This window comes from Rhodococcus sp. IEGM 1381, from assembly GCF_030056795.1.
GTDB lineage: Bacteria > Actinomycetota > Actinomycetes > Mycobacteriales > Mycobacteriaceae > Rhodococcoides.
In genome coordinates this window covers 1,159,666-1,175,005 of record NZ_JASHKQ010000001.1, presented here as the reverse complement: position 1 = coordinate 1,175,005, position 15,340 = coordinate 1,159,666, and the positions used below count along the sequence as shown (strand labels likewise).

The 15,340-nt window shown below is 63.5% G+C and carries 17 protein-coding genes; 12 read left to right on the top strand and 5 right to left on the bottom strand.

From position 1 onward, the window contains the following. The first annotated feature begins 151 nt into the window (after positions 1-151). From QM797_RS05610 to QM797_RS05570, 9 genes are all read left to right on the top strand, one after another. Positions 152-1,588, top strand: a complete 1,437-nt coding sequence (locus tag QM797_RS05610) for a cellulase family glycosylhydrolase (RefSeq protein WP_283274177.1) — start codon at positions 152-154, stop codon at positions 1,586-1,588. Between the two features lie 437 nt (positions 1,589-2,025). Then, positions 2,026-3,165: a glycosyltransferase gene (locus tag QM797_RS05605; RefSeq protein ID WP_283274176.1), complete on the top strand. Its 1,140-nt coding sequence runs from the start codon at positions 2,026-2,028 to the stop codon at positions 3,163-3,165. Continuing rightward, entirely contained in the window at positions 3,162-4,157 is a 996-nt protein-coding gene (locus tag QM797_RS05600; RefSeq protein WP_283274174.1) for a GDP-mannose 4,6-dehydratase, read from the top strand. Before QM797_RS05605 ends, QM797_RS05600 begins: the two co-directional genes overlap by 4 nt. Next, complete coding sequence (locus QM797_RS05595; protein ID WP_283274173.1) at positions 4,154-5,128, top strand: GDP-mannose 4,6-dehydratase; 975 nt, start codon at positions 4,154-4,156, stop codon at positions 5,126-5,128. The genes QM797_RS05600 and QM797_RS05595 overlap by 4 nt, the downstream gene beginning before the upstream one ends. Beyond that, the gene (locus QM797_RS05590; RefSeq protein ID WP_094703050.1) at positions 5,125-5,742 is read left to right on the top strand and encodes an acyltransferase; all 618 of its coding nucleotides are present in this window, start codon (positions 5,125-5,127) and stop codon (positions 5,740-5,742) included. Before QM797_RS05595 ends, QM797_RS05590 begins: the two co-directional genes overlap by 4 nt. After that, positions 5,742-6,809, top strand: coding sequence for a glycosyltransferase (locus QM797_RS05585; protein ID WP_283274172.1), 1,068 nt, complete (start codon positions 5,742-5,744; stop codon positions 6,807-6,809). Before QM797_RS05590 ends, QM797_RS05585 begins: the two co-directional genes overlap by 1 nt. Then, the gene (locus QM797_RS05580; protein WP_283274171.1) at positions 6,806-7,966 is read left to right on the top strand and encodes a lipopolysaccharide biosynthesis protein; all 1,161 of its coding nucleotides are present in this window, start codon (positions 6,806-6,808) and stop codon (positions 7,964-7,966) included. Before QM797_RS05585 ends, QM797_RS05580 begins: the two co-directional genes overlap by 4 nt. Continuing rightward, positions 7,963-9,078 carry a glycosyltransferase gene (locus QM797_RS05575; RefSeq protein WP_283274169.1) on the top strand — a complete coding sequence of 372 codons (1,116 nt, stop codon included), beginning with the start codon at positions 7,963-7,965 and terminating at the stop codon, positions 9,076-9,078. The genes QM797_RS05580 and QM797_RS05575 overlap by 4 nt, the downstream gene beginning before the upstream one ends. A gap of 5 nt (positions 9,079-9,083) precedes the next feature. Further along, the gene (locus QM797_RS05570; protein ID WP_283274168.1) at positions 9,084-10,109 is read left to right on the top strand and encodes an alpha-amylase family protein; all 1,026 of its coding nucleotides are present in this window, start codon (positions 9,084-9,086) and stop codon (positions 10,107-10,109) included. 166 nt (positions 10,110-10,275) lie between these two features. On the opposite strand, the gene QM797_RS05565 is transcribed toward QM797_RS05570, so the two are convergent. Genes QM797_RS05565 through QM797_RS05555 form a run of 3 tightly spaced genes read right to left on the bottom strand, consistent with a single transcriptional unit; the run spans position 10,276 to position 11,308 of the window. Next, positions 10,276-10,470, bottom strand: coding sequence for a three-helix bundle dimerization domain-containing protein (locus tag QM797_RS05565; RefSeq protein ID WP_283274167.1), 195 nt, complete (start codon positions 10,468-10,470; stop codon positions 10,276-10,278). After that, positions 10,467-10,934, bottom strand: coding sequence for a hypothetical protein (locus QM797_RS05560; RefSeq protein ID WP_283274166.1), 468 nt, complete (start codon positions 10,932-10,934; stop codon positions 10,467-10,469). The genes QM797_RS05565 and QM797_RS05560 overlap by 4 nt, the downstream gene beginning before the upstream one ends. Then, positions 10,931-11,308 carry a hypothetical protein gene (locus QM797_RS05555; RefSeq protein WP_283274165.1) on the bottom strand — a complete coding sequence of 126 codons (378 nt, stop codon included), beginning with the start codon at positions 11,306-11,308 and terminating at the stop codon, positions 10,931-10,933. Before QM797_RS05555 ends, QM797_RS05560 begins: the two co-directional genes overlap by 4 nt. A 55-nt stretch (positions 11,309-11,363) precedes the next feature. Between QM797_RS05555 and QM797_RS05550 the strand changes: the two genes are divergently transcribed. Continuing rightward, positions 11,364-12,224: a CHAD domain-containing protein gene (locus QM797_RS05550; RefSeq protein WP_283274164.1), complete on the top strand. Its 861-nt coding sequence runs from the start codon at positions 11,364-11,366 to the stop codon at positions 12,222-12,224. Positions 12,225-12,340: 116 nt separating this feature from the next. On the opposite strand, the gene QM797_RS05545 is transcribed toward QM797_RS05550, so the two are convergent. Then, complete coding sequence (locus tag QM797_RS05545; RefSeq protein WP_283274161.1) at positions 12,341-13,582, bottom strand: Nramp family divalent metal transporter; 1,242 nt, start codon at positions 13,580-13,582, stop codon at positions 12,341-12,343. A 148-nt stretch (positions 13,583-13,730) separates the two neighbouring features. On the opposite strand from QM797_RS05545, the gene QM797_RS05540 reads away from it, so the two are divergent. Next, positions 13,731-14,015 (top strand): hypothetical protein, encoded by a 285-nt coding sequence (locus QM797_RS05540; RefSeq protein WP_283274160.1) that lies wholly within the window; start codon positions 13,731-13,733, stop codon positions 14,013-14,015. Positions 14,016-14,101: 86 nt separating this feature from the next. Continuing rightward, a complete protein-coding gene (locus QM797_RS05535) occupies positions 14,102-14,887 on the top strand; it encodes a hypothetical protein (protein ID WP_283274159.1) in 786 nt (261 codons plus the stop codon). Positions 14,888-14,889: 2 nt separating this feature from the next. On the opposite strand, the gene QM797_RS05530 is transcribed toward QM797_RS05535, so the two are convergent. Next, the gene (locus QM797_RS05530) at positions 14,890-15,297 is read right to left on the bottom strand and encodes a hypothetical protein (RefSeq protein ID WP_283274157.1); all 408 of its coding nucleotides are present in this window, start codon (positions 15,295-15,297) and stop codon (positions 14,890-14,892) included. Between the last annotated feature and the right edge of the window lie 43 nt (positions 15,298-15,340).

Below are 15,340 nucleotides of genomic sequence, written 5' to 3'. Positions count from 1 at the left end.
CTTTTGTTGTGAATTGCACAATTCGGCAGTTGTAGTGGAATGATTCCTCGAACCGGCCCGTCGAATGTTGGCACGGACCCCCTGGTGGAGAGAATTCGAGATGGTTCACTTTCGTGGTGGCTTTCGCACATTGATTTCAGCGACAACAGCGATGATCGTCGCTGCCGGTCTTGCATTCGGCGCGCAAGCGCCGGCCCAAGCAGCCCCGACACCCCCCGGTGTCGGCATCTCGGACGGCGGCGGTCTGCTCTGGTCCACGGACGCCGAATTGGACACCACCGTCCAATTCGTCACCGCCATAGGCGTGAAGTCCATGCGCATCGCCATCCCGTGGTCGACCGTCGAGCCCATCCAGGGGCAGCCGAACTGGGCACCCGTCGACCGCGTGGTGAACAAGCTGCGAGCAGCCAATATCTCGATGCTGGGAATCATCGCCTACACCCCAGCTTGGGCCACCTCGCCGGTGAACCAACCCATCAACACCCGTCCCGCCTCGCCGGCCGCATTCGGTGATTTCGCCGGAAAAGTCGCCGCAAGGTACAAGGGCAAAGTGGCCGATTACGAGATCTGGAACGAGCCGAACGGAGTCGCGTTCTACGGACCACAACCCGACGCCGCGGGCTACACCGCCCTGCTCAAGGCCGCCTACCCCAAGATCAAGGCAGCCGACTCTGCTGCAACCGTGATCGGTGGCGTACTGGGCGCGACCGAGGACTACTGGGGCAACATCAACCCCGTCACTTTTGCCACGCAGATGTACGCCGCTGGCGCCAAGGGCTACTTCGACGCGTTTTCCTACCACCCGTACCAGTACTCGCTGAAGTTCTCCGAAGGCCCCTACGTCGACCATTCACCAGCCCGACAGATCCTGGACATCCGCAACCTGATGGTTGCCAAGGGTGATGGAAGCAAGACGATCTGGGCTACCGAGTACGGGGTTCCCACCTCCGCGGTGTCGTACGACCAACAGAACGCGATGATCGTCGACTTCGTTCAGAAATGGCGCGAGCTACCGTACACCGGACCGATCTTTCTCTACACACTGCGGGACAAGGTGACCGGAAGCAGCGACCCCGAGGACACGTTCGGGCTGCTCGAGACCAATTGGGGTGCCAAGACGGCCCTGTGGGGACTGATGGGCCTGTTGCAACAAGGCATTCCCCGCACAGCCGAATACAACCGATTCGCGGCCGCCCCGAACAGCTGGGGAGCGGTACTGGGCCCGGTGTTCCCGGTCCGTGACACATGGGCGCAGTACCGGCAGGACGCCGTGCTGTACGAGATGCCCAGCGGCTTCGTAGCGGTTCCGCGTGCGGTCGCAGAGGCGGTGCGCTACACCGGCTATCTACCCACGACGTCGTTCAACGGCACTTATCAGGACTTCGACAGTCCGGTCGGACTACGGGTGTTCTCCACCGCCATCGGCGGCACCCACAACATCGGTGGTGGCATCTTCGCGGCCTGGGATCCCACCCTGGGACCTGCGACGAGCGACGAGCTGCCTCAGCCCGGCGGTGGCGTGAAAGTGACATTCCAGTACGGCTCCATCTCGTGGGCACCGTGGGTGGGGACAACCGTCACACGGTGACGCCGAAACGACATTCCCATACCGATCGGACTGGTATCGCCGTGCCTTTTTCTGCGTCTCATTTCGAACTCGCCGCCTAAATCCGATTCAATTCATTGCCGTCACGTTAACTCTGCGCGAAGAGACGGTTTCCCGATTCGTGTCATTTATTTTGCACTGTGAACCATCTCACTCGGCGCTGGTAATTCGGCTGCATAGCGGATATTCATATACAGCGAACAAATGACTCTTCGTGGCAGGATCATGTCGATTGTTCGTACGTCTCGTCGGGGGACGCTGTCATCACGTCGTTCCGATTGCGCGCTGCGCACCGAGTTCGATTCGGTGTTCGGGACCCCTTAGCTCCGCTCGAGAATGGTTCGACACGATGGGTTGCTCATGAACGCAGACATTTTCACGCCTGAGTGCCGGGTGCAGCGAGACGACAGGACGGTCGCATGACCGACCGACCAGGTCCTCGCGTGGCGATCGCTCACGACTACCTGACGCAACGCGGCGGCGCGGAGAAGGTTGTGCTCGCGATGGCCCGCGCGTTTCCCGATGCGCCCGTCTACACCACCCTCTACGAGCCGTCGACGACGTTCCCCGAGTTCGCGGGCCTCGACATCCGGCCGTCCTCGTTGAACCGAATCGGCTTCCTGCGCAAGAACCACCGCGCGGCCCTCCCCCTGCTGCCGTTCGCTTCGTCCTCGATCGAGATCGACGCCGACGTGGTTCTCACCAGCACCAGCGGCTGGGCACACGGGTTCCACACCAACGGCCGCAAACTCGTCTACTGCTACTCGCCCGCTCGTTGGTTGTACGAGTCTCAGATGTACCTGGGCGAATCCCGCAGCCCACTCAAACGCGTTGCGCTGAAGTTCCTCTCGTGGCCACTACGCAAGTGGGACAACCGAGCAGCGCTCTCGGCCGACCGCTACCTGGCCATCTCCACCGTGGTGCAGCAGCGCATCACCGACGCGTACGGCATACCGTCCACCGTGCTGCCGGCACCGTTCACGGTCGAAACCGCACCACCTCAGTCGATCCCGGAAGCATCGGCCTGGCTCGGCGCATCCGAGTACTACCTGTGCATCTCACGACTGCTGCCGTACAAGAACGTCGACAAGGTGATGGCAGCGTTCGCGGGCACCGATCGCAAATTGATCGTCGTCGGTCGCGGGCCCGAAGCGGATCGGTTGCGAAAGCTCGCGCCCCACAACGTGCTCATGCTCAGCGACCTCAGCGCGGGTCAGATGAGCTGGCTGTACCAGGGCTGTAACGGTTTGATCGCCGCGAGCTATGAAGATTACGGATTGACCCCCATCGAAGCGGGTTATCACGGCAAGCCCAGTGCTGTACTGCGCTGGGGCGGCTTCCTCGACACCGTCGAGGAGAATGTGTCCGGGGTGTATTTCGACCAACCACAACCGGATTCGATTCGCGACGCGGTGGCTGCTCTCGAACGAGCCACCTGGGAACCCCTGAAGATCCAGGCACATGTGGAGCAGTTCAGTGAAGAACGCTTCGCGGCCGAACTGATCGCCGCAGTGACAGAAATGTACGCGGCACCAATCGAGAGGACGGCGTCGCGATGACCAAGCGCGCACTGATCACCGGAATCACCGGGCAAGACGGCCTCTACCTCGCCGAACTGCTACTGAGCAAGGGCTACAGGGTATTCGGTCTGCTTCGCGGACAGAACAATCCGAAAGCACCCATGCTCGAACAGGTGCTGCCCCAGGTCGAAATACTGCACGGCGACTTGCTCGACCTGTCCGGACTGATGCGCGCATTCGCCGTGGCAGCGCCCGACGAGGTCTACAACCTCGGAGCCGTGTCCTTCGTGGCGTATTCGTGGGAGAACGCGCGCCTGACCACCGACGTGACCGGTGGCGGCGTGCTGAACATGCTCGAGAGCACCCGACTCTACGAGCAGGTCTCGGGCAAGCAGGTTCGCTTCTACCAGGCATCGAGCTCGGAGATGTTCGGCAAGGTTCAGCAGGTGCCCCAGCGTGAGGACACCCTGCTGTGGCCACGTTCGCCATACGGCGTCGCCAAGGTCTACGGGCACTACATGACCATCAACTACCGTGAGTCCTACGGCATGCACGCCAGCTCCGGCATCCTCTTCAACCACGAATCCCCCCGCCGCGGAGTCGAATTCGTGACCCGGAAGGTCACGCGCTCGGTAGCCCGCATCGCATTGGGACTGCAGACCGACATTTCCCTCGGAAACCTCGACGCCAAGCGCGACTGGGGCTTCGCGGGCGACTACGTCGAAGCGATGTACCTCATGCTGCAACAGGACCAGGCGGACGACTACGTCATCTCGACCGGTGAAACCCACTCGATTCGCGAACTGCTCGACCACGCGTTCGCCGCAGTGGACATCGAGGACTGGGAGCCCTACGTCAAGATCGACCCACGCTTCTTCCGGCCCGCCGAAGTCGACCTGCTGGTCGGAGATGCCTCCAAGGCGCACGCCGTCCTCGGCTGGAAGCCGAAGGTTGCCTTCCCCGAGCTCGTGTCGATGATGGTCCGCAACGATCTCGCAGAACAGTCGCCCACCGCTGTAAAGATCGCGTGAGCACCGGACAGACTCCGACTGCTCTGATCACGGGAGTGGCCGGGCAGGACGGCAGCTACCTGTGCGAGCTCCTGCTCGAACGCGGGTGGTCCGTCCATGGCGTCTCCAAACCGGGCACACCCAGCGAATCGGCAGACCCCCTCGTCGAGCGGCACGACATCGACCTCACCGAACCTGGAGCCGCAACCGTCCTGATCCGAGACACGAGTCCCGACTACGTCTTTCACCTCGCCGGCATCTCGTCGGTGTGGCGATCGTGGAACGACCCGGTACTCACCGCCGCGGTCAACGGCATCTCGGCAACGGCACTTCTCGATGCCTGCTTCAGCCACCAGGAAGCGTCGGGCAAACGCGTCATGGTGGTCAACGCGTCCAGCGCCGAAATCTTCGCCGGATCCGGAGTCACCCTGCAAAACGAGGGCACGCGCATCGCACCGACCTCGCCCTACGGCGCATCCAAGGCCTTGAGTCACAACATGGTCGAGGTGTACCGGTCCCGCGGATTGGAAGCGACGAACGCCATCCTCTACAACCACGAGTCACCCCGCCGACCGGATACCTTCGTGACTCGCAAGATCACCAAGGCGGTCGCGGCAATCTCCCGAGGTACCAGGAGCACCCTGGAGCTCGGCAACCTCGCGTCCGAACGCGACTGGGGTTGGGCGCCGGACTACGTTAGCGCGATGCTCGCCATGGCCGAGTACGGCAAGGGCGAGGACTTCGTCGTCGCAACCGGCAGGGCTCACAGCGTCGAGGACTTCGTGGCCGCCGCCTTCGCTGCCGTGGGTATCGAGAACTGGCGTGACCACGTTCGCACGGACTCCGAGATGCTCAGACCCGTCGACTCGGCAAGAATGGTGGGCGACGCCACCAAAGCCCGGGACCTGTTGGGCTGGGCACCGACCAAGGACTTCGATCAGATCGTCAAGGCGATGGTGGAGTTCGACATGAGCGAGGAGATGGCAGCATGACAGCGGTGGAACGGCCTGTGGGCGACGCGGAACCCGAGATCTACGACGTGTCGAACTACAAGATGCAGGACATCACGTTCAAGCGGAAGCTGCGCAACCGCATTGGCACGCTCGGCTTCAACATGTTCGTGACCTTCATTCCGTCACACTGGATTCGGCAGAACTTCCTGCGCGCGTTCGGAGCGACGATCGGCAAGGACGTCTCGATCTTCCGTGGGACCACCATCCTCGATCCCGAGGGTCTCACCATCGGCGACGCGTGCTCCATCGGGTTTCGCTGCATGCTCGACGCCCGCGGAGGCATCACGATCGGCAGCAACGTCGTCATCGCCAGTGACACCCACATCATCGCCGGCTACCACGATCACAATTCGCCGGAGTTCACCCCGATCCTCGAGCCCTGCGTCATCGGCGACTACGTGTGGATCGCCAGTCGCAGCACGCTTCTCAGCGGCGTGACCCTGGGCCGCGGCGCGGTCGTCGGCGGTTGCTCCATGGTGCGCGGAGACGTGGGCGAACTCGAAGTGGTCGCCGGAGTTCCCGCCAAGGTACGCGCGATGCGCGATCCCAAGGCTCTCGCCTACCGCCCGAAGTATCGGCCGCTGTTCTACTGATGATTCTGCGCGACTGCCGACTCGTCTACCTCGCCCCTCGATCCGGAGTGGGCGGGGTAGGCGACTATGCCGACGATTTCGCAGACGCCGTGCGTCCCCACTTCGGCGAGGTGATCGAATATCGCCATGACGGGCCCGGGTCGCACTCGGTACGAGATATTCTGCAACACCGCCGAGCAATTCAGGAGCTCGTCGACGCCGACCCAGGCAGGACCGTTGTGCACTGCGAACTCAGCGGCGGCTCGGTGATGCCGTTCTGGGCGACCGCTCGTCTCACCGGCAACCCGCGGGTGACCGCGACCGTGCACGACCCACCCGGCATCGTCTGGTGGCCTGCCCGCACCAAATTCCTGGCAAGCAAGAAGGTTCTCAATCACGGCCTGCACTACCCACTTCGGGCAGCGTGGCGGCGGTTGGAACGCGCTGTCGTCGGACGTCGAACACTGTTCGCGCTCACCCGCTCCGGTGCCGACTCGCTGGAACGCAGCTACCCCGCCGTGACGGCAGAAGCAGTGATGCATTTCGTTCCCGAACGCCCCGACATCACCCCGGCCGAGGATCGCCCCCTTGCCGTCGGCCTGTTCGGATTCGTTTACCGCGGTAAAGGATTCGATCAGCTCCAGCAGCTTCGAGACCGTCTGCCGAACGACATTGCCATTCGCATCGCCGGACGCGGAACCGAACTGCTCGACCCCGTGGACGGAGTCGAGATTCTCGGAGAGGTGAATGGACCGGACGAGGACGCCTTCTTCGCGTCCATCCGCGCACTCGTGGTGCCCTACGGTAAACGCTCCATCTACGGCGACGCGTTCCCTGCGTCCGGCTCGGTGAGCCGTGCCATCGCCTACCAGACCCCGGTTGTCTGCCTCGAGGAAGGCGCGCTGTCCGAAACCGACGGTGGTGCACTGGTTGTCGCCGGCGGAACCGTCGAGATCGCCGACGCCACCGCTCGCCTCGTGACCGATCGGGAAGCGCTGACCCGACTCCGCCGTGAAGTGGAGACCCTGCGCAGCGCCAACGCTCCCTATCTGGTGGCCGAGAACTTCGTGGCTGTGTGGTCGAAATGAACGGCAATCTGATCAAGGCCGGGGTCGCCGCCCTGTGGACCTACGGCGGGCGCGGAATCGGCCTGCTGTGGACCGTCGCGCTGATCGCCAAGTTGGGGATCAGCGACTACGGCCAGTACGCGATGGCGTTCGCGCTCGCCGCGATCCTCGCAGCACCATTGGATCACCCGTTCACCGTGCGTTCCATCCGTGTGAGCGAGCGAGAGTTTCTGGGCGAGCGCACCACTCGTGTGCTGGCCGGTGCGGTGTTGATCGTCGGCGGTCTGTGCCTGGTTCAAGTGAACTACATCGCCTGGTTCGCTCTCGTCATCGGCGGCGGCGAGTTGGTCTTCAATGCCTACAAGAGCCGGGCATTGCGCGACGGCCGTCCTGATCTGACCCAGCGCCTGGACACCACTCGGCAAGCGACCTCCATCGCGCTCGCGACGGCATACCTGTTCGCCGTCCCCGATCCGTCGTTGACAGTGGCAAGCCTGCTCTACGCCGCGCCCTATTTCGTCATCGCGGTGCTGGCCGCGCTGCAGAGCCGGATCGCGGCACCGCGTATCCCCGGATCGTGGCGCGAGATGTCGATGCTGTTCTCGGAGAACCTCGCCAATGCGGTCTACATCCAAGGCGACGTGCTGCTGCTGGGCTTCCTCACCGATTCCACGATCGCCGGCTACTACTCCGTCGCCGCGGTGACGGCCTGGGCCGTGGCCTTCATCGGCCAAGCCTTCGGCAATACCTTCCACGAGAAGCTCCGCGCGGCAGACGGATTGGTCAGCGCCGGTCCGGCGTTGAAGCACACTGCGATTCTCGGCGGTGCCGCTGGATCTCTGCTGTTGGCAGCCGGACTCGTACTGTTCTTCACTCCGGCGTCCCCGCAGGTTGCCGGTGCCCTGGTGGTGATGTCGCTGTTCGTGGTGATGCGGGTGATGAACCACGTGTTCACCACCGTGCTGTACCTCCAGCATCGCGACCGCACGCGGGTGCTGGCTGCCGCAACACTCGCACCGCTGAAGATGGTGCTCGTGTTGTGTCTGTTCCCCTTCGGTGCCGTCGGCGCAGCAGTGGCGTCGGTGATCACCGATGCCGTGCTCCTCGTTTGGTTCATGCGCGCCCTATACCACGCTGCGGCACCACAAGATTTGGTGAAAGGAGAAGTGAAGCAATGAGACGCGCGACTTTCCTGTTGTCCAAGGACCCCGTCACCGAACACGGTGGCGACATCGCATTGTCTCGCTTGATGATGCAGCTGGCCCGCGAGGCCTTCGAGGTGCGCTCGATCTGCCTGTCCAAGGAGACCGATACGGCTCCCGATGTCGTTCGCGTTGCCAAGCCGAGGGTAGACGTGGGTTTGCTGGCGAAGTCCCTTCGGCCGACCCGCTCGGTGGTACACGGGCGCTACGATGTCGACGCTTTTCGTGATGCCATCGACGCATCCACCTCGGATGTGTATGTGGCCGAACACAGTTATATGGCCGAGTCGTTTCTGCGCTCGGCCAAACTGGGGTCACCGTTCGCGATCAACACCGTCAACACCGAATCGCAGGTATGGAAGGTGACGCGCGGGTTGATCGGCCGCATCGAGGCACCGCGCATCCTGCGCGACGAGATTCGCGTCGCCCGCGCAGCAGATGCCGTCGGGACGTACGACGCCGACGAGGCGCAGATGTACCGAGACAACGGTGTACGTGACGCCCGCTGGATAGACCTCACCCTCGAGCCCGCGCCGCAGCTGAATCTGGCCGAGACCGCAAAACGTCTGGTGTTCATGGGCACTCGCGACTGGCCACCGAACCAGGAGGCCTTCAAGATCGCTCTCGAGTACTGGCCGGCCATCTCCGCGGGCATCGAGGGTGCCGAACTGTGCATCATCGGCGCGAAGGCCGCGGGTGCCAAGGATCCCGTGTATCCGGCCGGAGTTCGCGACCTCGGCTTCGTCGACGACCTGCAGGAATTCCTCGGCACCTGCCGGGCCCTGATCGCCCCTGTCGCCACCGGCGGCGGCGTCCGCGTCAAGATCCTCGACGCCGCGAGCAAAGGCCTACCCGTCGTGGGAACCTCCGCGGCCGTCGGATCACTGGACTCGATCTTCGAGCTGCCCACCTTCGACGACAAGGAGCAGTTCGTCGCCGAATGCCGCCGCTACCTGCTCGATCGCACCGCGGCCGTCAAGGCGGGCGAGCGCATCTACGAACTGAACACCGCACGTTGGCACGATCGCATCCCCCACTCCACCGTGGAGTCGCTGATCGGTGCTCCGCTGACACGAACCCTAGGATGATCGCCATGACCCTCCGCTCACGTCTGCTCACCGTGGCCGCGGCCGCCACGATCGCCGTCGGTCTGTCGTCACCCGTGGCGCATGCGGCACCGGCCGACCTCGGATTCACCGGCGGAGCACCATTCCTGACGCTCGACGACGCCACGCTGAACAACGAGCTCGGGGCCGGACGCGAGATCGGTGCCTCGTGGGTGCGGGTGGTCGTGAACTGGGCGGCAATCGAGACAGCACCGGGGGTGTTCGACTGGGGCAACACCGATCGCGTGATCAATGCCGCGACGGCACAGGGCTACTCGGTACTGGCCGTGCTGGGCGGAACCCCCGGCTGGGCGCAGGGTGGCGTCGCCTCCCCGCTGCCTGGCGCAGTTCCGTTGGATCCCAATATCTTCGGTGCATTCGCCGGTGCGGCAGCGGCGCACCTCGGCGATCGCGTCGACAGCTACGAGGTGTGGAACGAGCCCAACATTCCCACCTTCTTCGCACCCGTCGACGCCGCCCGCTACACCGGCCTGTTGCGCGCCGCATACCCCGCGATCCACAACGCCGACGCCGGAGCGACCGTGCTCAGCGCCGGGTTGGCCACCACCGTGAACCTCGGAGCCTGGACCGTTGCGCCGGTGACCTTCCTGCAACAGATGTACACAGCAGGAGCAGGAGGATTCATGGATGCCGTTGCGCTGCATCCTTATACGTTCCCCTTCACCGTCGAGAACGATCCCAACGGCCAATGGGCACAGGTCGATCAGGCCTACGGCACCATGGCGGCCAACGGCGACGGTGGCAAGAAGATCTGGATCACCGAACTGGGCGCACCCACCGGCAACGGGCCGATGGCCGTCACCGAGGATGCACAGGCCGCAATCATCGGCTCGAGCCTGGCCAAGGCGTCGTCACTGCCCTATGTGGGCCCGGTGTTCGTGCACTCCCTGCGCGACTCGGGAACCGACCCCGCCGATGCCGAGCAGAACTACGGACTACTGCGCTCGAACTTCAGCCACAAGCCGGCATTCGATGTGGTGCGGGGTTCGTAGAGCATCCAGAGCCCCCCACGGAACGAAGCGGACATCGTCGTTCACGATCGCACTCTGCATGCGGCATCCCGCGCATTCGACTCGATACTGAACACTCAGATCCGGTGCTCGAGCCGTGATTCGAGGGCCCCTTCGCGGGCGTGTCACAGCGCCTTTTTGCGGGCAGCTACTTGGCCTGCAGCACTTTGCGAGCCTTGCGCTCGACGAACAAGGGCACGAAGTCGCGGATGGAGTTGCCCTCGAAACGGGCGTGCTCGGCGGCGATGGTCTCGTCGATCACCGAACGCGAGACATCGGGAAACAATGCTGAGAGGCGATCGCGGACGGCGTCGATGTGCTCGTGTTCGGTAGTGGTGGTCATGATCTCAACGATCCGCTCTGTGAGGGGGTGCGGTCAACCGTAAGCACCGAATCATTCCGGTCCGTACCGTTGATCCAGCCGGGCAAATCAGGGAAACGCCTGGTGAGGGCATCAAGCTGACGATGCAACTCGTACAACATTCGTCGTTGCGACCGGGCTTCCTCCTCGTGCCACAACCGGGCCTTGCCCTGGCCGACCCGTCGGGCATTGTGAGAGAACTGTTCGGCTTCGTCGACGAGCGCGGACACCGTCTCGATTTCGGCGGTCAGCATCGCAGCGAAGACCTGCGCTTGCGCACGATCGGAGCCGTCGGGCTGCCTCCGTGATGCGGTCGGCGTCGACGGTGTTGTGCTGGGTGTGTTCATCTTCCAGTCACCAGAACGGGATGAGTAGTCCACCCCAAGTGAATGCTCGGTGAACCGCCTCGATGCAGCGGCAGTGCCCACTATGGGCGTGGCGGTCATTGCCCGACCCCTGGTCGGCCAACGGATACTGCGCCGAGCTCGAGGCGACCACGACACACGCGCAACAACGCTTCCACGGTCCGCGCGTCGAGGTCGGCGGACTGTGCAGGGTCGGCCAGCAGGTGCCGCAGCCTGCCGAAATACGTCTCCGGCGGAACTCCGAAAGCGACCATGATGTCCTCGGCATCCCCACCCCCGTACGGCATCCACTGGACAGCAAATGCGAGCATGCGATCTCGCTCGTGCGGGTTGTCGGGCGTCGGCGGCATGGATGCAGTATCACCCGGCCGCTCGACCTGCGCGGTCGCCGCAAGCAACCACAAGATGGCCGGAAGATGAACAGTGGGCGACCCGAATTTCGGGAGTGCCGTCATCGTTGGTTTCGATCGTGGTGGTTTCGATCGGTACGCACTCGGGGCATCCATACCGATGAAGACATCGACGAATTCCACGACATCACATCGGGACGTTGACTCGGCTCCGGTTGCCGCGAACGTCCGAGAGCAGACGAGCGCAATCCGAGAGGGCGATGCCGCGCTTCGGCGCGGTGAGGATCCGATCCACGCCACGCGCGTCGCCATTCGGCGACTTCGCAGCACCCTGCGTGTATTCACCGATGCCTTCGACCCGAGCGTCGCCACCCATCTCGACCAGGAACTATCCTGGTACGCAGGCATTCTCGGCCATGTTCGCGATCACGAAGTGCAGCGGGATCGGTTCGCGCACGCTGTAGCCGATCTCCCCGACGAATGGGTGCTCGGCCCCGTGGCCGCCGACATCGAGACCACGCTCGCTGCCGAGCAACGCACCTACCGAGCTGATGTCGATACCGTTCTCACCGGCGACCGGTACGCCGCGCTGATCAGTGCGCTCGACACCCTTGACTCCACGGTGCCTTCGTTGTCACACAGGAAGGTGACATCACTGGCGAACAAAGCCGGCAAGAAAGCCCGCACCCGGCTGAAGTCTGCGATCGGGAGCGAGATCGGCGACGACGAGGTGTTTCACCGAGCCCGCAAAGCGTTCAAGCGTGCGCGGTACGCCTCGGAACTGGCGACCCCGCTGACCGGTAAGAAGCGCTCGAAGACGACGATTCGGCAGTACAAGCACGTGCAGGAAGTCCTCGGCGAACACCAGGACAGCTTGGTCGCTGCACAGTTTCTTCGCCGCCTCGGAGCATCAGCGGGAACCCGACCCGCTGAGAACGGTTTCACGTACGGCTTGCTGTTCGCATACGAACAGCAGGCAGCCGCCGCCGCACTACGGCGCGCTCGCACTCTGAAGCTTTGACCGAACGGACGGTCACCGCTGCGACTGGCGTCCAATGGCATTCGACGTGGTGCGGGGGTCGAATCTTCCCAGCATCGACCATGTAGCCGTGCGTTCGATCGAGCGGAAACCCGAGATCAGGCCACCGTCAGGTAAATAAGTGCGACATTGAGTGTGACGATGACCGCTGCGATCAACCAGGCCGCGTACGCGGTCACCCGGCGATTGACGTCCTCGCCCATCAACGTGCGGTCGGAGGTGAACCGCACCAGGGGGATCAACGCGAACGGAATTCCGAAGGACAGCACAACTTGCGAGACGACGAGAGCCCGACTGGGGTCGACCCCCGCGGCGAGGACCGCGAGTGCGGGAATCAGGGTCACCAGTCGCCGCACCACGATCGGGATGCGTTTGCGCAGCAGCCCGTCCATGATCATCGCGCCGGCATATGCCCCCACCGATGTCGATGCCAAGCCGGACGCGAGCAATCCCAACGCGAACAACAGCGCGACGACCGGACCCAGAGTCTCGCCCACCGCGGCATGAGCTCCCTCGATCGAATCCACGCCCTCTTTGCCCCCGAGAGTCGAGGCGGCCAGCAGCAACATCGACATGTTCACCGCACCGGCCAACAACATCGCCAATCCGACGTCGACCCGGGTGATGCGCAGCAGTCGCCGACGTACCGGACCTGCGTCGGGATGCCCATGTCGATCACGAGCCAGGCCGGAATGCAGGTAGACCGCGTGCGGCATGATCGTCGCACCGAGCATCGCTGCTGCGATCAGCACGCTTTCCGCGCCGTCGAACCGCGGAACCAAACCCGCCGCGGCCGCGCTGAAGGACGGCGGCTCCACGACGACACTGGCGAGGAATCCGACCGCAATGACACCGAGCAAACCCAGGATCACGAACTCGAACGGGCGTTGACCGCGTCGATCCTGCACCAACAGCAACAGCATCGATACGGTTCCGGTTATCAACCCGCCGACCAGAAGCGGCAGATCGAACAACAGATACAACGCAATCGCGCCGCCGACGACCTCGGCGAGGTCGGTCGCCATGGCGACCACCTCCGCCTGCCCCCAATAAGCAAGTCGCACAGGCCTGCTCGATCTGTCACGAACAACTTCGGGCAACGTCATCCCGGTGACGATGCCGAGCTTGGCGGACAGAAACTGAACCAGACCCGCCATGACGTTGGCGGCAACGATCACCCACACCAGAAGGTAACCGAATTGTGCGCCCGCGCTGACATTGGAGGCGACATTTCCAGGGTCCACGTACGCGATCGCGGCGACGAAAGTGGGACCGAGCAGAACGACACTCGAGCGCAACCGCGACGGGAACCCAGAAGATCGACGCCGCAGGACAGCCATCAACATCACGCTCCAACGCCGCCTGCGACAACGAGGGCTACTCCCGACAGGAGCGAGTCCAGAAGTTCGCGGTTGGCTTCGCGATGATCCTCGTTGTGCACGTAACCAGACTAGGGTCTGACCGTCCGCATTCGGTCATGATGTACCGGTGCCGACTACCGATCCGTTCCACGCACTGGTTCTGATGAACGCAGTGTTCGCCTCGGCCGCATGGTCCCTGGCCAAGCCATCGTGGTCCGCTGCACTATCGCTGGGGGTCGTCTCGATTCTGTGGCTGTTCTTCAACGCCCCTATCGAAGGCCCAGTGTTGTACGTAGTCGACGCGGACAGAGGTTTGACCGAATCCGACTTCCTCACGGTTGCTGGGGTGATCCTGGCCGCGGTGACGATTGCCAGAGTCCGGCGCATCCAGCAATCGAGCATCGAATCCTGAGCTGGTACCCCGTTCGTCAGATCTAGTACTGCAGATGGATGCGCTCTCGAGTACCCGGTGATTGACTCTCACCCGTGATTCGTTCGATGAGTGTGTCCGTCACCCGAAGCCGCTGGTCGGTCATTGCGTTGGCAGGTGTCGGGGCAGCGTTGGTGGCCGCGTTCGTTCTGGGCCCGGCCGCGTTGCTGCGCGGACGCTATCCGCAATTCCAGGATCAAACCGTCATGAGTGAGTTGCTCGGCCGCGGCTTGGTCGAATACTGGGGTAGCGGAGTCCGCACCTACCCTCCCGGCCTGGCGGAGATGGTGGACTACTGGTTCGAGTGGCACGCGATCAAGATCGTCATCTCGGTGCTACTGACCGCGGTTCTGGGTCTGCTCGCGGCGACTCTGTGGCGGCGATCCCTGTCGGCCGGCGTAAGTTACATGATCGCTGCGACCACTACGACTGTGCTGTCACTGTTTTCGGTGTTTCTGGCTGTGCTCAACATCCAGTCGACGGTGGCACCCGTAGTCGCCCTGCTGCCGATGCTGTCCGCTGACAACGCGGACGGGCAGACAGCGAAGTCTCTGATCGAGAACGGTGTGCGGAGCGGAGACTCCAGGCCGCCACTGCTCGAGCTGCTCACACAGGTCGAGCACTACAACTGGGCGGTGATTGTCGCTACCGCCGTGGTGATCGCTGTAGTCGCTACCGGAACCGTCATCGCCTTCCGACGCTACAGATCGTCGGACGGTGCTCACCGTCGGATGTTCTTCGCCCTCGGCTCGCTCGGCGCGGTGATGACGATCGTGATGGCGCTGCTGTTCATCGCTGCCGTCGTTGCGGTCGCTGATCCAGGAGAAGCCCTGCTCGGCGCGGTCGGCCTCTGACTCTATTGTCGGCTGCGATCGCGCGCACGCGCGCGGAATTGGCCGGCCGCGAGGACGATCAACGCGACCCCCAACGCGGTGAGGGGGACTTGAGCGCGGGGCGCGTCGATATCTAGTACGACGATCTGCCACACCACCCACCCTATGGTCACCAGCCCCCCGCACGCGACGTACACCGCAGCCTCGGAGGCGTCGACGAGCACGGCCGCCACGCAGATCAACGGTCCGACACCGAGAAAGAACAGCACGAACAACCCGGAGATGCGGTAGTCCCAGGTGTGCCATGACGGGAGCATCCCGACATTCAAGCCCAGCGACCGACCGGTGGGGTCCGAGGTCAGCGACACTCCGTTGAACGTCCCGGCTGCGCCCAACAGGATCAGCAGTACCACCGTCGAGAGTTTGTTCACGGTGACGTCATGTGTTCGTTGTCCTTCGCTTGTGACCGATCAC